This is a genomic window from Halorubrum sp. CSM-61 (genome assembly GCF_003781945.1).
Classification (GTDB): domain Archaea; phylum Halobacteriota; class Halobacteria; order Halobacteriales; family Haloferacaceae; genus Halorubrum.
The window spans coordinates 86,211-107,289 of sequence record NZ_RJJW01000006.1 but is presented as its reverse complement, the minus strand read 5'-3'; the positions used below and the strand labels follow the sequence as shown (position 1 = coordinate 107,289).

Here is a 21,079-nt window from a genome sequence, read left to right as displayed (position 1 = left end):
TTTTTAAATGCGTTCCCGCCGAAGGAGGTATCCAATGCGCGTCCGCGACCTCCCGCTGTCGGAGCGGTTCGTCGACCACTTCGCAGACCGGGGGATCCGCGAGCTGTACCCGCCGCAGGCGGCCGCGGTCGACGCCGGCGTCTGCGAGGGCGAGAACGTCGTCGCCGCGGTGCCGACCGCCTCGGGGAAGACGTTCGTCGCCGAGCTGGCGCTTTTGACCGCCGACGGCCCCGGACTGTACGTCTGTCCGCTCCGCGCGCTCGCCCGCGAGAAGTACGAGGCGTTCGCGGCGCTGCCCGGGGTCGACGCCGCCATCTCGACCGGGGACTTCGACGCGTCCGGCGAGGCGCTCGCGGGCAACGACGTGTTGGTCGCCACGAGCGAGAAGGTCGACTCCGCGATCCGCAACGGCGCGTCGTGGGTCGACGAGCTCGCCTGCGTCGCCGTCGACGAGGTCCACCTCCTCGGCGCCGAGCGCCGCGGCCCGACCCTCGAAGTGACCCTCGCGACGCTCCGTCGCCGGAATCCGGATCTACAGGTGGTCGCGCTGTCGGCGACCGTCGACAACCCGGAGGCGATCGCGGAGTGGCTGGACGCGACGCTCGTGGAGTCCGAGTGGCGGCCGGTCGACCTCCGCACCGGAGTCGCCGTCGGCGGGGACGTGACGTTCGACGACGGGACGGCGATAGCGGTCGAGATCGGGAACGAGGACAGCGACGAGAGCAGTGACGACGGCGATCCCGACGACACCGAGGTCACCGCCGCCCTCGTCGCCGACGCGGTCGATCGGGGCGGTCAGTGTCTCGCGTTCGTCCGGTCACGGACCGAAGCGGTCGCGCTGGCCGAGCGGCTCGCAGACGACGGGCTCGCCGAGCGTCTCGGGGTCGAGTCGGCCGCCGCGACCGCGGGCGACGAGGCGGCCGACGTGGACGGCACCGCGACCGGTCGGCAGCTGGCCGACTGCCTGCGGTCCGGCGTGGCGTTCCACCACGCCGGGCTACGAGCCGGCCACCGCGCGGTCGTCGAGGAGGCGTTCCGCGACCGCGAGCTCGCCTGTATCTGTGCGACGCCGACGCTGGCCGCCGGCGTCAACGTCCCCGCGCGGCGGGTCGTGGTCCGCGACCAGAAGCGGTACGAGGGGTCGGCGATGGAGTGGCTCCCGACGCTCGAGGTCCACCAGATGTGCGGGCGCGCCGGCCGCCCCGGCCTCGACCCGTACGGCGAGGCCGTGCTCGTCGGCGACGCGGACACCGAGGCCGAGCTCGTCGAGCGGTACGTCGAGGGGGAGCCGGAGGCCGTCGAGTCGAAGCTCGCCGACCCCGCGTCGCTGCGGACCCACGTCCTCTCGGCGGTCGCGACCGGGTTCGCCGAGACCGAGGCCGAGATCCTCGACGTGTTCGAGGGGACCTTCTACGCCCGCGAGGCCGGCGCCGGCGGGCTGGCCGACGCCGTCGCCGTCGCGGTCGACGACCTCGTGGCGGCCGGACTGATCCGCCGGGAGACGGGCGAGGGCGGCGTCGAGGCGTACCGGCTGGTCGCCACGCCCGTCGGCGAGACCGCGTCGAAGCAGTACGTCAGGCCGGAGACCGCCGAGCGGGTCGTTTCCGGGCTCCGGATCGCCGCGGGAATGCCGAACGCGACGACGCTCACCGTCTTCGAGGTGATCTGCGACACCCCCGACATGCAGGACACCTACCTCGGCAACGCGGAGCGCGCCGAGATCTACCGGTTCGCGCGGGCGAACGCGGGCGCGCTGACGACCGCGATGGACGAGACGGACGACTTCGAGGAGTGGCTTGAGTCGGTGAAGACGGCGCGGATCCTCGACGAGTGGATCGGCGGCGCGACAGTCGAGGAGCTGGTGGAGTCGTACCGGATCGGGCCGGGCGACCTCGACTCCCGGATCGAGCGCGCCGAGTGGCTGTTGAGCGCGGCCGAGGCGCTCGCCGAGACGATCGGGGTGCGCGTGCCGGCGATCACGAGGGCGCGCTCGCGGCTGTGACAGGCGGGAGGAGCGAGAGAGACGGAGAGGGATGAGGGCAGAGAGAACGCCGGTCAGTCCGCGGGCTCGACGGCCCGGTGGAAGGGAGTTCGGGCGATCGTCTTCCGGAGTTCCGCGAGGGAGTCGCGGCCCGCGTCGTTGGCGACGGACATCACCGCGAACACCTCCTGACGGGAGATCTTCACGCCGGTCTCGGTGAGCGCGTCCTCGGGCCGGGAGCTGAGCTCGCGGAGGGTGCCGACCGCGAGCAGGTACGGGACTGTCCACGCCTCCATCGTGTTCCCGTTCGAGAGCGGCATCGTCTCTAAGTACGCCTGCGCGTCGTCGAGGAACGAGCGGGCGTACTCTGCGGTCCGGTCGACCACGCGGGCGGACGACTCGCGGTTTTCGGGGTGGACGACGCGCTCCTGTTCGACCCCCTCGTCGGCGAGCCACTCGGCGGGGAGGTAGACGTTGTTCTCCTCGGTGTAGTCGTCGTACACGTCCTTCGAGACGTTCACGAGCTGGAGGAGGAGTCCGAACTCCTCGGCGGTGTCGCGCAGCCGCCGCGCGCGGTCCTCCGTGACGTCGCCGCGGGTGAGCAGATTCGTGATGAGGTTGCCGACCGTCCCCGCGGCGTAGTAGCAGTACTGTTCTAACTCGTCGCGGTCGTCGATGCGGAGCCCGCCCTCGGTGGCGTGGCGGTCGACGAACATCGCCATCCCGTCGACCATCTCCAGGACGGGCGGGACGATCGCCTCGCGGGCCTCGGGCTCGAACTCCGCGAACGTCGCCACGATCGTCGGGGCCTCGGCGACGACCTCCCAGTCGTCGTCGCGCTCCGCGGGGGCCGGAAGCCACTCGTCGACCGCCTCGCGGAACGCCGCGATGTCCGTCCCGTCGTCGGGGTCGATCGCCCGTCGATACGTCCGCAACACGCCGCTCTGGGCCTCGGGGGGGATGTGCCCGGCGTCCTCGACGGTGTCGGCGACCCGACAGAGGAGGTACCCCACGCAGATCTGCGAAGCCATCGGCTCCTCCAACACGTCGACCGTTAGCGCAAAGGTCCGAGAGACGCCCTGAACCGCCTCGTGGCACCACTCGAGGTCGGGATTGACGGGACCGTGTTCACGTCCGCTCATTCGGTTACGGACACTTACGGCACAACGCATAAAAAGCCTCGTGGAACGACGGGGGCGCTCGCACGGTCGAACACGGCTTCGCGGCGTCCGCTTTCTGCCCGACCTCGTCCCCCCAACGCCGGACCCGTGTACAACCGTGTGGAAACGGCTAAGTTGCCGTGCGGACACCCGCGATCATGGACTTCACTCTCTCCGGAGAGCAGCGTCAGATCCGGGACACGGTCGCGGAGTTCGTCGACGAGGAGGTGGTCCCGCGGGCCGCCGAGATCGACGAGACCGACGAGTTCCCGGCCGATCTCATCGGCGAGATGGCGGAGTTGGGACTGATGGGAATGCCGTTCCCGGTCGAGTACGAGGGAGCGGGGCTCGACTACCACAGCTACGCGATCGGGCTCTCGGAGATCGCGCGCGGCTCCGGCGGGCTCGGGACGGTCGTCGCCGCCCACACGTCGCTCGCGGGCAACATGCTCTACGAGTTCGGCGACGAGGAACAGAAGGAGGAGTACCTCACCGCCCTGAACACCGGCGAGGACATCGGTGCCTTCGCGCTCTCGGAGGCAGAGGCCGGCTCCGACGTGCCCGCGATGTCGACCACCGCGGAACGCGAGGCGCGGAGCGCCTCGAAGCGGAGCGGCGTAGCCGCGGAGCGCGACGGCGACGGCTACGTCGTCGACGGCGGGAAGCTCTGGATCTCGAACGGCTCAGTCGCCGACACGGTCACGCTGTTCGCGAAGACAGATCCCGACGCGGGGCGGAAGGGGATCTCCTCGTTCGTCGTTCGGCCGGAGGAGGACGACGGGTTCGTCGTTGAGGGGACGGAGGACAAGCTCGGCGACAAGGGGTGTCCGACCGCCGAGCTCCGGTTCGACGACATGTGGATCCCCGAGGAGCGCCGGCTCGGCGAGGAGGGCGAGGGGTTCGTGCAGGCGCTGAAGACGCTGAACGGCGGCCGGATCACCATCGCGGCGCGCTCGGTCGGGATCGCCCGCGCCGCCCTCGACGAGGCGACCGAGTACGCGCAGGAGCGCGAGCAGTTCGATCGCCCCATTTCGGACTTCCAGGCGATCCAGCACAAGCTCGCCGACATGGACACGAAGGTCCGCGCCGCCGAGCTGTTGATGCACGAGGCGGCCGATCTGAAGATGCGCGGCGAGGACTTCGTCAAGGAGGCCGCGCAGGCGAAGCTGTACGCCTCCGAGATCTCACGGGAGGTCGCCAACGAGGGGATCCAGATCCACGGCGGCTACGGCTACACGAAGGACTTCCCGGCGGAGCGGTTCTACCGCGACGCGAAGCTGAACGAGATTTACGAGGGGACGAGCGAAGTGCTCCGGAACACGATCGCTCAGAAGCTCCTCGACGAATAGGGCGACGCGAGCGGGAGGCAACGCGGCAGAGTGTTATTTCTCGTCGTCGTCCGCGTCTTCCGCTTTCTCGTCGTCACTACTGTCATTGTCCTCATCCCCGTCTCCGCTCTCACTCGTTCCACCCACGTCCGACGGATTGCGGTCCACCGCGTAGTCGCCGGTGTCGATCCGTTCCGCCGGCTCGGAGTAGTCCCGATCGCTCCCCGAGAAGTCGGGGCGGATCACGCCGTCGTCCGGGGTGTCAGACCGGTCCTCGTCGCGCTCGCCGCTCTCGCCGCTCTCGCCTCCATCGTCAGAGCGTTCCCCGTCGTTCGTGTCGGAGGTCGGCTCGTCGGCCTCACCGGTCTGTTCGTCGACTGGGTCGGCACCCTCCGCGTCGCCGTCGAACCACTCGAACCGGTCCCGGCGATCGCGGTGCTCCGCGACGGCGATCCGAAGCCGCTCGCGGAGCGTCTCCCGGAGGTCGACGGCCTCGTCGGTCGCGAAGTCGACGGCGGCGGCGTCGCTGCCGGCGATGGAGCCGCCGCCGGCGGTGTCGGCGACGATCGTCGCCACGTCCCAGCGGCGCTGGAAGACGGTCCGGGCGTCGATGACGTTCTGGATCCGGTAGTACGGCACGACGGTCACCGTGCGGCTCCAGAACCCGTTCCGGGTGAGGAGGTGGTCCTCGCCGAGCCAGTAGCCGCGGTGTCTCCACTTCAGGTGCGCGGCCGGCGGAACCGCGAGCAGGAGCGCGGCCGGGGCGTACCACGGGAGGCCCGCGCCGAGGAACCACTCGATCCCGAACGCGATCGCGACGAGGACGCCGACGACGATGGCGTACCGGAACGCGTACCGCCACCGGATCCGCTTCGGGGGGCGGTTAAATTGCGGGTCGCCGAACGACTCGACCTCGCGCGCCAGCCGGTACACCCGGTCGGTGGTCGCGATCGGGACGGCCGCCTGACTCCCCTGCTCGCCGCCCTGTCCGGGGGCGTAGCCGGCGGTCTCGATCGAGAGGCTCGCGTAGCCGAGCGCGCGCTTCGCCGGGTTGTCGGCGATCCGGAGCGCCTGCACCTTCTCGGTCGGGATCGAGCCGCTGTACCGGCGGAACAGCCCGCGCTCGTACCGGAGCTCGTCGCCGGCGCGGGAGAGACGGAACCCGTAGTAGTTCGTGAAGGCCACTCCCGCGCCGAGCACCCACGACACGAGGAACAGCCCGCCGACGCCGACGATCGCGGTCGCGGTGAGCGCGACCGCCGACGCGTCCGGGATGAAGCTGGAGAGGACGGGAACCGACCCGGAGCTCAGGAAGGCCAGCAGGCCGATGAGCCGCCCGTCGAACGAGAGGGCGCCCACGAGGGCGAGCTCGCCCGGCGAGATCGCGAACAGCTCCTCCTCGTCGGGGCCGACGCGGTCCGCCCCGACACCCGCTCCGGTTCCGGCACCGCTTCCGGCTCGACCCGCGTCTTCGTCGCCCGCTCTGGCCGATCCGGCCGATCCGGCCGCCTTCCGACGCTGGACCTCGCGCTGGAGCCGGGTCGCCTCGTCGGGGGTGACAAAGCGGATCGATCCCTCGGTGCTGGAGCCGCCGGCGGTCTCTAAGTCGACCGCGGCGACGCCGATCGCGCGCTGGATCACGCTCCGGCTCACGTCGACGTTCTGGATCCGGCGGTAGGGGATCTCCCGCTCGCGCCGCGATATCACGCCGGAGGAGATGTCGAGGGTGTCGTCGGTCAGCTCGTAGTCGAACCGGCGGTAGTACGCGACCTCGTACCCGACCGCGGCGAGGACGACCGCGCCGGCGACGCCGGCCGCGACCGCGAACCCCCAGTCGGGATTGTTGTTCACGACGAAAAAGAGGATCACGACGATCCCGGACACCTTCTGGAGCGCGCGGTACGGGACCGACTGGGGCGCGAGCTTCACACCGCGTCCTCCCCGTCCGCGCGGATGGCCAGTCGCTTCAGCTCCTCGCGGAGATCGCTCGCCCCCTCGGGTGTTAGCCCCGGGATCCGAACGTCCGCGCCGCGGGAGCCGGCCGTGTACACCACGCAGGAGGCGAGTCCGACGCCGCGTTCGACGGGACCGCGCCGGGAGTCGACGTGCTGGATCCGCACCAGCGGCACCGTCGTCCGGACCTGCGTGACCACGCCGCGGTCGAGGTACAGCGCGTCCTCCCGGATCTCGTAGCTCCAGCGGCGGTACCGGAGGAGCGCGTGCGCCACGCCCAGCGAGAGGAGGACCGCCCCGACGGCGATCGGCACCCACTCCGGGAGCCGATCGAAGTACACCGCGCCGGCGAACGGCGCCGTCACCACCGCGGCGATGAGGACCGCACGGAGGACCCACACGACCTGAACGCGGGGATGGAGCGTCTGTGTCGTCATCGACGCACCCCCGGCGAACGTCCGAGTGTCATGGACCGTCGTTCTCGGGGCCGACGTATAAGTCCGGTCGAAAGCGACGGGCGTCGACAGTCGTCGCGGCGCCGCCCTCGATGCGCGGTTTCCCCCCGCCGGCGGAGGACCGCCCCGCCGACTGATCGTGCCTGTTAATTTCTGTCATAGGCCATAATTGCCGAAACCGATATCACCCGGGGCCGAGTCGGGCCGATCATGGCGGACGACCCGTTCGAGAACATGCTCGCACAGATGGACCGCGCGGAGGAGTACGCCGACGTGGACCACGGTATCTTCGAGCGGCTCAAACACCCGGAGCGCACGCTCAAGGTCACCCTCCCGGTGGAGCTCGACTCCGGGGAGGTCGAGGTGTTCGAGGGGTACCGCTGCCAGTTCGACAGCGCCCGGGGGCCTTTTAAAGGTGGCGTCCGGTTCCACCCGTCGGTCACCCAGCGCGAGGTCGAGGCGCTCGCCGGGTGGATGACCTGGAAGACGGCGCTCGTCGACCTCCCGTACGGCGGCGCGAAGGGGGGCGTCATCTGCGAGCCGAAGGACCTGACGAAAAACGACCTGGAGAGCCTCACTCGGCGGTACACCGAGGGGATCCGTCGGATGATCGGCCCCGAGACCGACGTTCCCGCGCCGGACATGAACACGAACCCGCAGACGATGGCGTGGATGATGGACACGTACTCGATGTACGAGGGCCACTCCGTCCCGCAGGTCGTCACCGGGAAGCCGCTGGAGATCGGCGGGACGCCGGGCCGCGTCGCCGCGACCGGCCGCGGCGTCTCCATCGTCACCGAGCGGCTCTTCGAGTACCTCGACCGCGACCTCTCGGGCGCCAGCGTCGCGGTCCAGGGGTTCGGCAACGTCGGGTCGAACGCGGCCCGGCTCCTCGACGAGTCCGGCGCGCGGGTCGTCGCCGCCTCCGACGTGAGCGGCGCCGCCTACGACCCCGACGGGCTCGACGTAGCGGCGCTCGGCGCCCACGTCGACGCCGGGGGGCTGATGGAGGAGTACGTGGCCGGGGAGCCCCGGGCGACGCTGGAGGACCGGCGCACCAGCGGGGGGAACCAGTACGACGACCCCGACCAGATCACCAACGAGGAGCTGTTGACCCTCGACGTCGACGTGCTGATCCCCGCCGCGGTCGAGGGCGTGATCACCGCGGAGAACGTCCGCGACCTGCGGGCCTCCGCGATCGTCGAGGCCGCCAACGGGCCGACGACGGTCGCCGCCGACGAGGTGCTCACGGAGCGGGACATCCAGGTCGTCCCGGACATCCTCGCGAACGCCGGCGGGGTCATCGTCTCGTACCTCGAGTGGGTCCAGAACGCACAGGAGTTCTCGTGGCCGCTAGAGACGGTCAACGCCGAGCTGGAGCGCCGCATCGGAAAGGCCTTCGACCAGACGATCGAGCAGTACGACCAGAAGGACCTGCCGGACCTCCGGACCGCGGCGTACACGCTCGCGCTCGAACGCACCGCGAGCGCACACGAGTACCGCGGGCTGTTCCCGTAGACGGCGATCGATAACGGGAGTGGGTATAGCACGCTTGTAGAGTGGTTGTTTATACGTGATCGAGCGGTGTTGCTGGCGGCTGTTTTTAAGCGATCGGCGACACTGCGGTGACGACCTCCAAAGCCCCAGCCGCTGTGGGCGGCGCACGCTCGTTGCGCTCCTCACTCAGTCGCTTCGCTCCCTCGTTGCGGTGCTTACGTCGCCTGCGCCGCCCACAGCGGCTGCCCCTTTGAGTCCCACCCGACCGCACAGCCTCCCGCCTCCCCAGCCTCGTCGCTGGCGGCTGTCGCCGCCAGCGACTCCCTCGCACCGTCGGTTCGCGGCCGCCGATGGCGGCCGCTCACTGGGGCGCGCCACCGCGTTGTTCTTTATAAGCGATCGTCGCCGCCGCTCACGGATCCTTTAAATACTGATTCGCCACCACCGATCTGCAATACCTACTCCCGCTATCGATTATGGCTGTGCCGTATTGACCACAGCGAAGCCAATATGCCACTTAAACAGGCTTTCAACAAAGCCGTCACCTATAGTTCGATCCGAGACCGGCGTAACCTCCATGAATACCGAACTGCTACCAACATATAATCGTACAGATAGCTTGAGAAAATACTTTTCTTTCATAAATATTCGAAAATCGTTCAGGTCGGAATCGATCAGTACCGAACACTAAGTCACTGTGTACCAAACGGTGCGGTGATGGACGTGATCGATCCGGCGACGGACGAAGTGATCGAATCGTACGAGGGGCACTCGCCGTCGGACGTCGACGAGATGCTCGGGACCGCGACGGCGGCGTTCGAGACGTGGAGACAGCGCCCGCTCGCCGATCGGGAGCGACTGCTCGCGTCGGCGGGGGAGGTGCTCCGAGAGAACGCCGACGAGTACGCCGAGACGGTAACGCGGGAGATGGGCAAGCCGATCTCGCAGGCCGAGGCCGAGGTCGAGAAGTGCGCGCGGGCCTGCGACCACTACGCCGAGCACGCGAGCGCCTACCTCGAACCCGAGCACCACCCGAGCCCGCCGGGGACGGCGGTCAAGACCGCCTACGAACCGCTGGGGCCCGTGTTGGCGGTGATGCCGTGGAACTTCCCGTTCTGGCAGGTGTTCCGGTTCGCCGCGCCGTACCTCACGGCGGGCAACGTCGGCCTGCTGAAACACGCCTCGAACGTCCCCGGGTGCGCGCTCGCCATCGAGGAGGTGTTCCGCGAGGCGGGCTACCCGGAGGGAGTGTTCCAGTCGCTTCTGATCCCGTCCGACCGCGTCGAGGACGTGGTCGCCGACGACCGCGTGACCGCCGCGACCCTCACCGGGAGCGAGGGCGCGGGGCGTGCCGTCGCCGCGACCGCCGGCGAGAACCTGAAGAAGACGGTGTTGGAGCTCGGCGGGAGCGACCCGTACGTCGTCTTATCGGACGCCGATCTGGAGGCCGCGGCGACGACCGGGGCGTGGGCCCGCAACCAGAACGGCGGGCAGTCGTGTATCGCCGCGAAGCGGTTCGTCGTCGTCGACGACGCGTACGACGAGTTCCTCGGCCGGTTCGCGGAGGCCGTCGAGTCGCTCGCGGTCGGCGACCCGCAGGACTCCGAGACGGACGTGGGACCGCAGGCCCGCCAGGACCTGCTCGAGGAGGTCCACGAGCAGGTGCGCGACAGCGTCGAGGCCGGGGCGACGCTCGTCACCGGCGGCGAGCCGCTCGACCGCGAGGGCGCGTACTACCCGCCGACGGTGCTCGCCGACGTTCCGGAGGGGTGTCCCGTGGACACGGAGGAAGTGTTCGGCCCGGTGGCGGCGGTGTACCGCGTCGACGACGAGGCGGCCGCGGTCGAGAAGGCCAACGACACCGAGTTCGGGCTGGGCGCGAGCGTGTGGACGACCGACCGCGACCGGGGCGAGCGGCTCGCCGGCCAGATCGACGCCGGCTGCGTCTACGTGAACGAGCTCGTGAAGTCCGACCCGCGGGTCCCCTTCGGCGGGGTCGGAATCTCGGGGTACGGCCGCGAGCTCTCCGAGGCCGGCATCAAGGAGTTCGTCAACCGCAAGACCGTCTGGCTCGCCGACGAACCGGAAGACGGAACGGTGGTCGAATGAAGGCCTCCGACCTGCTGGTCCGGTGTCTCGAAGCGGAGGGCGTCGAGTACGTCTTCGGGCTGCCCGGCGAGGAGCTCGAGGACCTGCTGTTCTCGCTCGAAGACTCCGACGTCGAGTTCATCCCCACGCGCCACGAGCAGGGCGCGGCGTTCATGGCCGACGTCCACGGGCGGTTGACGGGACGGGCCGGCGTCTGTCTGGCGACGCTCGGGCCGGGAGCGTCTAACCTCGTCACCGGCGTCGCCGACGCCCAGCTCGACAAGTCGCCGCTGGTGGCGATCACGGGGCAGGGCGGGCGCGAGCGACTGCACAAGGAGAGTCATCAGGCGCTGGACATCGTACAGATGTTCGAGCCGGTGGTCAAGTGGAACAGCCAGATCGCCGAGCCCGAGACCGTCCCCGAGTCGGTGCGGAAGGCGTTCAAGCTGGCCGAGTACGAGAAGCCGGGCGCGACCCACCTCGAGTTCCCCGAGGACGTGGCCGCCGAGGCGATCGAGGCGGAGCCGCTCTCCGTCCGTCGGCGGGTGTGTCGCCCGGACCCGGACCGGTCCTCGCTGGACCGGGCGGCGGACCTCGTCTCGGACGCCGAGGCGCCGCTGGTGCTCGCCGGGAACGGAGCCGTCAGGACTCCCGCCGCCGGCAGCCTCCGAGAGCTGGTCGAACGGGTCGGCACGCCGGTCGCGTCGACGTACATGGGAAAGGGGGCGGTCTCCGACCGGCACGACGCGTCGCTGATGACGCTGGAGTCCGGGCCTGACGGGGAGGCGGCCGCCGCGATCGAGCGGGCCGACTGCGTCCTCGCGGTCGGGTACGACATCGCCGAGCACGACCCGAAGTCGTGGAACCCCGACCTCGACACGGCGATCGTCCACGTCGACCACGAACCGGCGGAGGTGTACGAGCACTACAACCCGGACGTCGAGATCGTGGCGGACATCTCGGCGACGCTCCGCGGGCTCCGCGAGCGGTTGGACGGCGTGACGGCCCCGTCGTGGTGCGAGGACAGACGCGAGCGGATCGCCGCCGCCGCCTCCCGCGAGCCCGACCCGGACGACCCGTTCTCGGTGGCGAGATCGCTCCCGTACCTCCGGGACGCGATGGCCGACGAGGACGTCCTGATCTGCGACGTGGGGAGCCACAAGGCGGCCATCGCGCAGGGCTTTCGCACGTACGAGCCGAACACCTGCATCGTCTCGAACGGGCTCGCGAGCATGGGGATCGCCGTTCCCGGCGGCGTCGCGGCCGACCTCGCCGTCGACGCCGACGTGGTGGTGGGGACCGGCGACGGGGGGTTCCTGATGAACGCCGCGGAGATCGAGACCGCGACGCGGCTCGGGCTGGGATTCACGATCGTCGTCTTCAACGACGACGACTACGGGCTCATCTCGGAGAAGCAGCGCGAGCACACGGGCGAGCAGTTCGGGACCGAACTGACGAACCCCGACTTCCGGTCGTTCGCGGAGAGCTTCGGGATCGACGGGTACCGGCCCGAGACGTGGGGCGAAGTCGAGTCGACGCTCCGCGAGGTCGTCCCCGGAGACGAGATGGCGCTCGTCGAGATCCCCGTCTGACGGGCCCGTGCGATCGCCGACGACCCGCGACTCGCGTTAATCAGATGTTATCCGTGGGCGAAACGCGGACGGAATCGGCCGCCGACCAAACCGTGCGGCTAACTATTCCGCTCGGTAACGAAGGCGAAGTATGGCGATTCGAACGACGATAGGGTGGTCCCTCATCACGTCAGGCATCGTGACGCTGCTGCTCGTGTACCTTCCCTTCCCCTCCGTCTACTGGGGCGTCGGTCTCCTGATCGCGGGCGTCCTCATCTTCGTCACTCGACGGGCCGCCTGACCGGTCGAGCGACGCGCGGCCACGAGTGGCCCAGATCGTCGACGGACGGACCGAGAGTCAGGACCGGCCGGCGGCGACCGAACCGGCGGCGCTACTCGTTCCGGTACTCTTTCTGGAATCCCTTGAACTCGGCTCGGTGGGCCTCCTCGTCGGCGAGAATCTCGACCGCGAGGTCCTCGGTCACCGGGTCGTCCGCCTCCTCCGCGGCGTCTATCAGCTCGTGATAGGTCGAGATGGCGTCTTCCTCCGCGTCGAGGACGCCCTCGATGACCGCGAGGACGTCGGTCGAGTCCTCGGGCGGTTGGAGCGAGTCCTGCCGAGCCGTGAAGTCCTTCGACGACGGGGGGCGCGCGCCCAACTGCTTGAGGCGCTGGCCGAGCTTGTTCGAGTGAGCGAGCTCCGCCTGGATGTCCTCCTGCAGGCTCTCCTTGATCTCCTCCGCTCGGACCCCTTCGAGGATGATCGCGTTCGTCTGGTAGTTCATCACGGTCTCGATCTCGTCCTCGTAGCTCCGTCGTAGCAGCTCGACGGTCCGTTCTGAAGACATAGCATCCGATCGTCGGCCGGACGCAGTATAATTATACTCGGTGTAATCAAAATCCTACATCGAGAAAGTTACAATAATTCGGGTGAAGCGGTTCGGTACGCCCCCGGAGCGTCACGAATACGACCGGCCCCGCCGGCGGTCAGCGAGAGGCGGTCACTTCAGCGAGAAGATCCCCGCGGACGTCGTCAGTCGAGCGACCGCGGCGAGCCGGAGCATGTACGCGGTCAACACCAGGTACGGCGCGAGCGAGACCGTGAACGCCGCGGCGACGAACGTCTGCAGCGGCGGGAGACCGAATATCCAGAATTCGGGGAGCAGCCCGGCGTTTATCGCGAGGATCGTCGACGCGTTGATCAGGATCGCCGGGAGGGAGATCACCAACAGCGTCTGTGAGAGCTTCGACACCTCTTGGGTGTAATAGAGCGTTTTGAAGTACTCCCTCCCGATGGCGAACAGCTCCAGCGCTTCGATGAGACGGTCGAGTTGGTCCGTGAGGGAATCGGCCCCCTCGTTGTCGTGTATCGATCTGAGCGTCCGAGACCGCTCCATCTGGTCGCCGTACCTGAACTCCAGCCCCTTCCAGAGGACCGCGAACTCGGCCCCGTCCGTGTCGTCGACGTCCCCGAGCGTGTCGGCCTTCTCGGCGACGGCCGAGCCGAAGGTTCGGATCGCTTCGACCTCGTCCGAGTCGAGTCCGCTGACGTGGTCGCCGAGCCCGCGGGCGCGTTCGCGGATCGTCCGCGACATCACCCTCAGGAACGACGACGGGTCGGACGGGTTCTCGGCCGGTCGGGACAGCTCGCTCAGTTTCCGGCGGAAGTCCGCCGCGCCCTCGACGCGCTTTTCCTGGTTGTTGACGGAGTTCATGTCGTACGACAGGACGATCGAGTTGATGGACACCACGATCGAGACGAGGAGGATCATACCGCTCAAGAGGGTGTTCAGTATCGTCTGGACCGTCGAGGTCTCGGTCAGCAGGTTCTGCATCTCGAAGGTCCAAATGCTGCTTATGAGCAGGAACGAGACGAAGACGAACGTGAGAAGCGATCCCGTGACGGCCAGTCGGTTGGCCTCCAGCAGGATCCATCGGACGATACCGATGTCTCCCTCCGGCGTCGGCGTCGGGAACCAGTCGCGCCACCGTCTGAGCACGTTCCGCTGGCTCATGGATTTTCCGTCACGTGAGCCACACCGATGTCACGGCGAGCGTTCGACTCCATGCTCTCACGACGGGAGAACAGCGACAAAACGCTGCGGCCAATATACTGATAGCGGTCCCTCTCGCGGGCGCGCTGAAATCCGCCCGTCGACCGCGCCGCGCGCCCACCGCGAACCGCGATAGGTCGCGATTAGTTAACCCGTTCGAACGAGTAACTCGGGTATGGACTTCGAGGCCCGAAAGACGAGTCCGGCGGGCGACCAGGCGGTGGATCGGGTCGGCGAGGGGGCAGCCGGCTCTCGGATCCGGCGGTCCCCCGAGAGCGGTCGGCGGACTGGTGCGTCCGCGGCGGTTCCGAGGGATCCGCCCGGTCGCCTCGAGCGCAGATGACGACGGGCCACCTCGCCGCGACCCTGCTCCAACAGGCCCCCGAACCGGATCCCGGTGCGGACGAGCTGATCGTGTTCTGGCCGCTCCTCGTTCAGCTCGGGTGGTTTCTCGCCGGCTTCTCCGCGGTCCTCCTGATCGGGCTGCTTGTCGTCCAGCCGGTGCTCAGGCGGGCGGTCCGGCGACGGAACCGCAACAATCCGACCCTCCAAGCGGCCATCGTTCTGTACTTCCGCCTGTTCGTGGTGCTGGTGGGGGCGCTGGTCGGGGTGGCGGTCGCCGGCTACGGGGAGCTTCTCAGCGACTCCGCGCTCCTCATCAGCGCCGTCGCGCTGGCGGTCGGGATCGCGGCGCGCGAGGTGATCGGATCGCTCGTCAGCGGGGTCGCGCTGGTCCTCGACCCCGAGTTCAACGTCGGCGACCACATCGAGTGGAACGGCGGGGTGGGGGTCGTGCAGTCGATCGCGCTCCGGATCACCCGCGTCGAGACCGCCGACGGCGACCTCGTGACCATCCCGAACACCATCCTGACTGCACACGAGATCACCCGGTCGTACGGACGGGGGAAACACCGGGTCGTCCAGGAGCTCGGCGTCGGGTACGAGAACGATCTCGACGACGTACTTCGGCATCTCACCGGCGTCGCCGCCGAGACCGAGGGGATCCTCTCGGAGCCGTCGCCGACCGCGTACGTCGACGAACTCGGCGACGACGGAGTTTCGGTCCGAGTCCACTACTGGATCACCGACCCGACCCGACGCGACGTCTTCGCGGTCCGGTCGGCGTACGCTCGGGGAGTCAAAGACCGGCTCGAAGCCGAGGGAATCGACATGAGCTCGCCCGCCGAACGCGAACTCTCCGGGCAGATCCGTCTCCGCGACCCCGATGAACGAGAGTGAGCGGTCGGCGGTCCCCCGACGCTCGGGCTGCCGTCGCCGGGTGCCGGTTCCGTGCGACTTCGACGGGTCGACCCCTCTGTAAGAGCGCTCCCTTTCGGCACCCAAATGCTCTTTGCGATGCGTGGTCGCAACTGCGTATGCCCGATTCCGCGGACACCGAGGAGTCGCTAGTGACCGATCCGGTCGACGACACGTCGACCGACGAGGTCCCGTCCGTCCTGACGGCGCTCTATCGGGGCGAGGTGGACAGAGTGACGACGTGGCGGGGGCGGCTCGACCAGACGACGAACTGGACCGTGACGATCATCGCGGCCGTGTTGACGTGGGTGTTCTCCAGCCCCGACAACCCCCACTACCTCCTGTTGATCGGGATGTTGACGGTGATGACGTTCCACGCCGTCGAAAGCCGTCGGTACCAGCGGTACGACGTGTGGCGGGCCCGGGTCCGCCTGCTCGAGCGGAACGTGTTCGCCGCCGCCATCGATCCCGCGAACCGGGCCGATCACGACGACTGGCGGGAGGAGCTCGGCGCCGACCTCCGCCGCCCCGCGTTCAAGAGCCCCTTCGTCGAGGCGTACGCCCGCCGATACCGCCGCGTGTATCTCCCGCTCCAGACGGTCCTGCTGATCGCGTGGATCGTTCGGCTCACGGTGTTCGGGGCGGACCAAGGGCCGCTCGCCACCGCCAGCGTGGTCCAGATACCCGGCTCGGTGGTGGTCGGTGCGGTCGTGGCCGTGTACGGGGCCATGGCGGTGATCGCGTTCTGGCCCCGAGAGCGAAAAGCCACCGGCGAGATGTACGACCGCGACATGGAAGGAGACTGGAAACCGTGACCGTTTCACTGGTGTTACGCCCGATTATCTATCCGTTAAGCGATGTGTATATAAGTGGTAACAACGGATGATCCGTATCATGAGCCCATCGCCGGGTAGTAGCAACGGAGACTTTTTCCCGGACGCCGTCGACGAGGCGACCCGTGGAGGGTCCGACGCTCTCGCCGAGGACCTCGCGAAGACGGTGAGTGACGGTGTTTATCAGTTGAGTTCCGATATGCGATTCGTCGCGGTCAACGAGGCGTTCGCGGCGACGGCGGGATATTCCCGGGAGGAACTGCTCGGAGAGCACGTCTCCGTCCTTTTCAGCGACGAGGACGTCGAGCGCCTGAACGACGAGATCGCGCGCCAGCGCGAGTCGCGTGATCCCGTCCCCGTCGAACTGTCGATCCGGACCGCCCACGGGGAGCCGATCGAGTGCGTCGTGCGAGTGATCGCGCCGTCTTCGGACGCCGAGTTTCGGGGATCGCTCGGTGTCGTCCGGTCCGACGACGTGACGTACCCGTCCCTTCGCGGGTCGACGCCGCGGTCCAGAGACGTCCTGATGAGCCTCGTCGAAGGGGGGGAGGACGCGGCCTTCCTGCTCGACGACGCCTACTCGATCGTCTGGGCCGACGAGGATATCGGTCGGTACTTCGGCGTCGACGCGGCCGAGCTGATCGGCCGCGACAAACGGCGGGTCATCGAAGAGAGCCTGAAAGAGGCGGTCGAGGAGTCCGACCGCTTCGAGGAGCGCCTCCTCGCGGCGTACGACGACAACACCTACGCCGAGGAGTTCGAGATCCACGTTATCGGGGGGGACAACCGCGAAGAGCGGTGGCTCAAACACCGAAGCAAGCCCGTCACGTCCGGTCGGTTCTCGGGCGGTCGGATCGAGTGGTACACGGACGTCTCGGACCAGAAGCGGTCGGCCGACGCGCTTCGGGAGACCGAAGCTGAGTTCCACTCGCTGGTCGACGCTATCACGGAGTACGCCATCTTCAGCCTCGATCCGGACGGCAACGTCACCAGCTGGAACGAAGGAGCGAAGGCGATCAAGGGGTACGAGGCGGAGGAGATCCTCGGCGAACACATCTCGGCGTTCTACACCGAAACGGACCGGGAGGCGGGCGTCCCCGAACGCAACCTCAAAGCGGCGGCCGAGGCGGGATCCGTCGAGGACGAGGGGTGGCGCGTCCGCGAGGACGGGTCCCGGTTCTGGGCGAACGTGACGATCACCGCGATCCGCGACGCCGACGGCACTCTCGAGGGATACCTGAAGATCACCCGCGACATGACGGAACGACACAACCGTCAGCGGGGCTTAGAGAGCGAGCTGCACCAGATCCTCAACCGCGTCTCGGACGGCTTTTTCGGACTCGACGACGAGTGGCGGTTCACCTATATGAACGACTGTGCGGCCGAACTCCTCGAAGTGTCCCCCGAGGAGGCGAACGGAGCAGTCGTCTGGGACCTGTTTCCGGAGGCCGCCGACTCTCCGTTCTACGAGAACTACGTCCGGGCGATGGAAGAGCAGGAGTCCGTCTCCTTCGAGGAGTTCTTCCCGCCGCTGGACGCCTGGTTCGAGGTGTCGGCGTACCCCTCGGTGACCGGACTCTCGGTATACTTCCGCGACGTCACCGAACGACGGAGACATCAACAGGCGATCCGCGACCGGGAACGGGAGCTCAAGGCGCACAAAGACTACATCAACGACGTCTTGAACACGATCGACGACCTGTTCTACGTCATCGACAGGGAGGGGAACTTCCGGCGCTGGAACGAGAGCGTCCGCTCCGTCACCGGCTACACGGACGAGGAGATCGAGGAGATGGGTCCGCTGGGGCTCATCGTCGAAGAGGACCGAGAGCGGCTCGCCGACAACATCGGCGAGACGTTCAAGACCGGAAACGGCCGCATCGAGGCGTCCGTCAGGACGAAAAGCGGCGATCGGATTCCGGTGGAGTTCGTCGCGTCCGTGATAGACACGCCGGACGACGAACACATGATCGCGGGTATCGGACGGGACATCAGCGAGCGAAAAGAGCGCCAACGACAGCTCGAAGAGTCCAACGAGCGGCTCGAACAGTTCGCGTACGCCGCGTCTCACGACCTCCAAGAGCCCCTTCGGATGGTCTCAAGCTACCTCCAACTCATCGATGAGCGCTACGCGGACGCGCTCGACGAGGACGGACAGGAGTTCCTCGAGTTCGCCGTCGACGGCGCCGACAGGATGCGCGAGATGATCGACGGGCTGTTGGCGTACTCGCGGATCGAGTCGAAGGGGGACTCGTTCGAGCCCGTCGAGCTGGAGGCGGTCGTCGCGGACGTCCGAGACTCCCTCCAGATGAGGTCCGACGAGTGCGAGGCCGAGATCACGGTTGACTCCCTGCCGCGCGTCGAGGGCGACCGAGGACAGTTACACCAGCTGTTCCAGAACCTGTTGGATAACGCGATGGCGTACAGCGGCGACGCTCCTCCGCGGATACGGGTCTCCGCCGAGCGAGACGGCGAGCGATGGGTCGTCTCCGTCAGCGACGAGGGCGTCGGGATCGATCCGGCCGACGCCGACCGCGTCTTCGAGGTGTTCCAGAGCCTCGACGGTCCGGACGGGAACGGATCGGGGATCGGACTGGCGCTCTGTAAGCGGATCGTCGAGCGTCACGGGGGCGACATCTGGGTCGACTCCCGTCCGGGAGCGGGCGCGACCTTCTCGTTCACTCTCCCGCCCGCGGGTGATGACGATGAGTGACCGGGCCCGTTCGAACAAGAGGGCCGACATCCTGCTGATCGAGGACAACCCCGGCGATATCCGGCTCACCCAGGAGGCGTTCAACGAGAGTCGCATCGCCAACACCCTCCACGTCGTGAACGACGGGATCGAGGCCCTCGACTTCATGAACAAGCGCAACGGGTACGAGGACGCCCCGCGGCCCGACCTCATCCTCCTCGATCTCAACCTCCCTCGGAAGAACGGCAACGAGTTTCTCGAAGAGCTGTACGAGACGGCGCCGCACCTCGCGTCCATCCCGGTGATCGTGCTGACGAGCTCGCAGGCCGAAGAGGACATCGTCAAGTCCTACGAGCTACGAGCGAACGCCTACATGACGAAGCCGGTCGATCCGTCGGAGTTCATCGCCACCATTCAGACCTTCGAGGACTTCTGGCTCGAGGTCGTTCGGCTCCCGCCGGCACGAGACGACCATGAGTGACGACACGCTCGACGTCCTCCTCATCGAGGACAACCCCGGCGACGCCCGGCTCGTCGAGGAGATGCTGAAGGGGGCGGGAGCTGAGCTCAGGCGGATCGACCTCGACGGGTCGGCTCCCGACCGGTCGTCGGTTCACCACGAGTCAACCCTGGAAGCGGGGTTGAAACGCCTGTCAGAACGGGAGTTCGACGTGATACTGCTCGACTTGGAGCTTCCGGACAGCACCGGCTTCGACACGCTCGTCGGCGTCGTCGACGCGGTCGAGTTCACCCCCGTCGTCGTGCTCACGGGACAGGACGACCGCGATCTCGGCGTCCAGACGATCCAGCGCGGGGCCGTCGACTACCTCGTGAAAGACGAGGTGACGAGCGACCTGTTGGTCCACTCGATCCAGTACGCGATCGAGCAGTCCCGGCAGGAGCGCGAGCGGATCCGCCACCGCGAGCAGTTGGAGGCGTTCAACCGACTGTACCGGATCAGCCAGGACGTCATCCACGCGCTCATCACGGAGACGACGCGCGAGGACCTCGAGCGGGCGGTCTGTGAGCGGCTCGTCGAGTCCGACGCGTACGGCTTCGCGTGGATGGGCGGCGTGACGCACTCGACCGATCGGTTCTCGATGCGCCAGTCCGCGTCCGCCGGTTGCGAGTTCGACGCCGCCGAGATCCCGTTCGACGGTGAGACGGAGCGCGAGCGGGCCGAAGTCGAGGCGGTTCGGACCCGAGAGGTACAGGTCGTCCGGGACATCGAATCGGTGTCCGAGTCCGAGCGCCGTTACGAGCAGATGCGCGCCTGCGGGTTTCGAACCGTGGCCGCGATACCCGTCGCCTACGAGAGCGTCTTCTACGGCGTCTTAGCGGTCTACGACGAGTCGCCGAACGCCTTCGCCAACACCGACCGAGAGAACCTCTCGCGGTTGGGAGAGATCATCGGCCACGCCATCACCGCGGTCGAGCGCAAGGACGCCCTCATGAGCGACACGGTGCTCCAGCTGACGTTCGATCAGGGGGGCGACGCCGACGAAATCGTCTCCGCGTCGGCGGGGGGGTTGACCCTCGAGATCGAGCACCTCATTCGGACCGATCCCGGGATCCTCGCGTACGGCAGCGTCGCGGGGATCCCGATGGAGGAGTTCCGGGAGCTCGCCGAACGCTCGCGGCTGATCGAAGACTTCCGGATCCTCTCTCCCGAAGGCGACGCGTACGAGATCGAGGTCACCACGAACTGGGGGGAGGAGCTGGTACCGGAGCTCGCGAAACACGGCGCTCTCGTGACCGAGATCACCGTCGCGGACGGCGAACTGCAGTTCGTCGTCGACGTTCCGCCGGGGCGGGACAAACACCAGCTGGTCGAGATCGTCAAAGAGCACTACCCGGACGCGACGCTCCGCGCCCAGTGGACGGTCGCCCGCGACGACCCGTCTATCGCCGACTTCCACCTGGCCTTTGAAAACCAGCTCACGAGGAAGCAGCGGGCCGTGCTCAAGACCGCGTTCCACGCCGGCTACTTCGACTGGCCGCGGAAGAGCACCGGCGAGGAGGTGGCCGAGCTACTCGGAGTCACGCAGGCGACGTTCAGCGAGCACTTCCGGGGGGCCGAACGCACGCTGTTCGAAGCCGTGTTCGACGGTACTTCGGGCGACGACGCGACGCCGCCCTCGCCGTGGGAACCGTCGGATCCGGGCGCGAGTCCCCAGTGACCGATCGTCTCCTTCTCGATCCGATCGGTC

Annotated in this window: 16 protein-coding genes; 11 read left to right on the top strand and 5 right to left on the bottom strand. The window is 67.9% G+C overall.

Features of this window, described 5'->3' with window-relative positions:
- Positions 1–34 precede the first annotated feature (34 nt).
- Positions 35–2,002 carry a DEAD/DEAH box helicase gene (locus EDM04_RS11840; protein WP_123622362.1) on the top strand — a complete coding sequence of 656 codons (1,968 nt, stop codon included), beginning with the start codon at positions 35–37 and terminating at the stop codon, positions 2,000–2,002.
- A gap of 53 nt (positions 2,003–2,055) precedes the next feature.
- On the opposite strand, the gene EDM04_RS11835 is transcribed toward EDM04_RS11840, so the two are convergent.
- The gene (locus tag EDM04_RS11835) at positions 2,056–3,123 is read right to left on the bottom strand and encodes a phytoene/squalene synthase family protein (protein ID WP_123622360.1); all 1,068 of its coding nucleotides are present in this window, start codon (positions 3,121–3,123) and stop codon (positions 2,056–2,058) included.
- 176 nt (positions 3,124–3,299) lie between these two features.
- Here EDM04_RS11835 and EDM04_RS11830 point away from each other — a divergent pair, with 176 nt between their 5' ends.
- Positions 3,300–4,490: an acyl-CoA dehydrogenase family protein gene (locus EDM04_RS11830; protein ID WP_123622358.1), complete on the top strand. Its 1,191-nt coding sequence runs from the start codon at positions 3,300–3,302 to the stop codon at positions 4,488–4,490.
- A 33-nt stretch (positions 4,491–4,523) separates the two neighbouring features.
- On the opposite strand, the gene EDM04_RS11825 is transcribed toward EDM04_RS11830, so the two are convergent.
- Positions 4,524–6,398, bottom strand: a complete 1,875-nt coding sequence (locus EDM04_RS11825) for a PH domain-containing protein (protein ID WP_123622356.1) — start codon at positions 6,396–6,398, stop codon at positions 4,524–4,526.
- Positions 6,395–6,859 carry a PH domain-containing protein gene (locus EDM04_RS11820; protein WP_123622354.1) on the bottom strand — a complete coding sequence of 155 codons (465 nt, stop codon included), beginning with the start codon at positions 6,857–6,859 and terminating at the stop codon, positions 6,395–6,397. The genes EDM04_RS11825 and EDM04_RS11820 overlap by 4 nt, the downstream gene beginning before the upstream one ends.
- A gap of 228 nt (positions 6,860–7,087) precedes the next feature.
- Between EDM04_RS11820 and EDM04_RS11815 the strand changes: the two genes are divergently transcribed.
- The 4 genes from EDM04_RS11815 (at position 7,088) to EDM04_RS18555 (ending at position 12,334) form a co-directional block, all read left to right on the top strand.
- Complete coding sequence (locus EDM04_RS11815) at positions 7,088–8,395, top strand: Glu/Leu/Phe/Val dehydrogenase (RefSeq protein WP_123622352.1); 1,308 nt, start codon at positions 7,088–7,090, stop codon at positions 8,393–8,395.
- A 696-nt stretch (positions 8,396–9,091) separates the two neighbouring features.
- Positions 9,092–10,483: an NAD-dependent succinate-semialdehyde dehydrogenase gene (locus EDM04_RS11810; RefSeq protein ID WP_123622349.1), complete on the top strand. Its 1,392-nt coding sequence runs from the start codon at positions 9,092–9,094 to the stop codon at positions 10,481–10,483.
- Positions 10,480–12,054 (top strand): acetolactate synthase large subunit, encoded by a 1,575-nt coding sequence (locus EDM04_RS11805; protein ID WP_123622347.1) that lies wholly within the window; start codon positions 10,480–10,482, stop codon positions 12,052–12,054. Before EDM04_RS11810 ends, EDM04_RS11805 begins: the two co-directional genes overlap by 4 nt.
- Before the next feature lie 130 nt (positions 12,055–12,184).
- Complete coding sequence (locus EDM04_RS18555) at positions 12,185–12,334, top strand: hypothetical protein (protein WP_164471123.1); 150 nt, start codon at positions 12,185–12,187, stop codon at positions 12,332–12,334.
- A gap of 91 nt (positions 12,335–12,425) precedes the next feature.
- On the opposite strand, the gene EDM04_RS11800 is transcribed toward EDM04_RS18555, so the two are convergent.
- Positions 12,426–12,881, bottom strand: coding sequence for a ferritin-like domain-containing protein (locus tag EDM04_RS11800; protein WP_123622345.1), 456 nt, complete (start codon positions 12,879–12,881; stop codon positions 12,426–12,428).
- Positions 12,882–13,034: 153 nt separating this feature from the next.
- The gene (locus tag EDM04_RS11795) at positions 13,035–14,048 is read right to left on the bottom strand and encodes a hypothetical protein (protein ID WP_241154901.1); all 1,014 of its coding nucleotides are present in this window, start codon (positions 14,046–14,048) and stop codon (positions 13,035–13,037) included.
- A 378-nt stretch (positions 14,049–14,426) separates the two neighbouring features.
- Between EDM04_RS11795 and EDM04_RS11790 the strand changes: the two genes are divergently transcribed.
- The 5 genes from EDM04_RS11790 (at position 14,427) to EDM04_RS11770 (ending at position 21,049) form a co-directional block, all read left to right on the top strand.
- Positions 14,427–15,326 carry a mechanosensitive ion channel family protein gene (locus tag EDM04_RS11790; RefSeq protein ID WP_123622343.1) on the top strand — a complete coding sequence of 300 codons (900 nt, stop codon included), beginning with the start codon at positions 14,427–14,429 and terminating at the stop codon, positions 15,324–15,326.
- A 137-nt stretch (positions 15,327–15,463) separates the two neighbouring features.
- Positions 15,464–16,159, top strand: coding sequence for a DUF2270 domain-containing protein (locus EDM04_RS11785; protein WP_123622341.1), 696 nt, complete (start codon positions 15,464–15,466; stop codon positions 16,157–16,159).
- A 79-nt stretch (positions 16,160–16,238) separates the two neighbouring features.
- The gene (locus EDM04_RS11780) at positions 16,239–18,890 is read left to right on the top strand and encodes a PAS domain S-box protein (RefSeq protein WP_123622339.1); all 2,652 of its coding nucleotides are present in this window, start codon (positions 16,239–16,241) and stop codon (positions 18,888–18,890) included.
- Entirely contained in the window at positions 18,877–19,350 is a 474-nt protein-coding gene (locus EDM04_RS11775; protein WP_123622337.1) for a response regulator, read from the top strand. Before EDM04_RS11780 ends, EDM04_RS11775 begins: the two co-directional genes overlap by 14 nt.
- The gene (locus EDM04_RS11770) at positions 19,343–21,049 is read left to right on the top strand and encodes a bacterio-opsin activator domain-containing protein (protein ID WP_123622335.1); all 1,707 of its coding nucleotides are present in this window, start codon (positions 19,343–19,345) and stop codon (positions 21,047–21,049) included. The genes EDM04_RS11775 and EDM04_RS11770 overlap by 8 nt, the downstream gene beginning before the upstream one ends.
- Positions 21,050–21,079: the final 30 nt, after the last annotated feature.

Bases quoted from the DNA above. Each gene is read 5' to 3' on its own strand.
- EDM04_RS11840 (WP_123622362.1), top strand. From the start codon at position 35: ATGCGCGTCCGCGACCTCCCGCTGTCGGAGCGGTTCGTCGACCACTTC.
- EDM04_RS11835 (WP_123622360.1), bottom strand. From the start codon at position 3,123: ATGAGCGGACGTGAACACGGTCCCGTCAATCCCGACCTCGAGTGGTGC.
- EDM04_RS11830 (WP_123622358.1), top strand. From the start codon at position 3,300: ATGGACTTCACTCTCTCCGGAGAGCAGCGTCAGATCCGGGACACGGTC.
- EDM04_RS11820 (WP_123622354.1), bottom strand. From the start codon at position 6,859: ATGACGACACAGACGCTCCATCCCCGCGTTCAGGTCGTGTGGGTCCTC.
- EDM04_RS11815 (WP_123622352.1), top strand. From the start codon at position 7,088: ATGGCGGACGACCCGTTCGAGAACATGCTCGCACAGATGGACCGCGCG.
- EDM04_RS11810 (WP_123622349.1), top strand. From the start codon at position 9,092: ATGGACGTGATCGATCCGGCGACGGACGAAGTGATCGAATCGTACGAG.
- EDM04_RS11805 (WP_123622347.1), top strand. From the start codon at position 10,480: ATGAAGGCCTCCGACCTGCTGGTCCGGTGTCTCGAAGCGGAGGGCGTC.
- EDM04_RS18555 (WP_164471123.1), top strand. From the start codon at position 12,185: ATGGCGATTCGAACGACGATAGGGTGGTCCCTCATCACGTCAGGCATC.
- EDM04_RS11800 (WP_123622345.1), bottom strand. From the start codon at position 12,881: ATGTCTTCAGAACGGACCGTCGAGCTGCTACGACGGAGCTACGAGGAC.
- EDM04_RS11795 (WP_241154901.1), bottom strand. From the start codon at position 14,048: ATGAGCCAGCGGAACGTGCTCAGACGGTGGCGCGACTGGTTCCCGACG.
- EDM04_RS11790 (WP_123622343.1), top strand. From the start codon at position 14,427: ATGACGACGGGCCACCTCGCCGCGACCCTGCTCCAACAGGCCCCCGAA.
- EDM04_RS11785 (WP_123622341.1), top strand. From the start codon at position 15,464: ATGCCCGATTCCGCGGACACCGAGGAGTCGCTAGTGACCGATCCGGTC.
- EDM04_RS11780 (WP_123622339.1), top strand. From the start codon at position 16,239: ATGAGCCCATCGCCGGGTAGTAGCAACGGAGACTTTTTCCCGGACGCC.
- EDM04_RS11775 (WP_123622337.1), top strand. From the start codon at position 18,877: ATGACGATGAGTGACCGGGCCCGTTCGAACAAGAGGGCCGACATCCTG.
- EDM04_RS11770 (WP_123622335.1), top strand. From the start codon at position 19,343: ATGAGTGACGACACGCTCGACGTCCTCCTCATCGAGGACAACCCCGGC.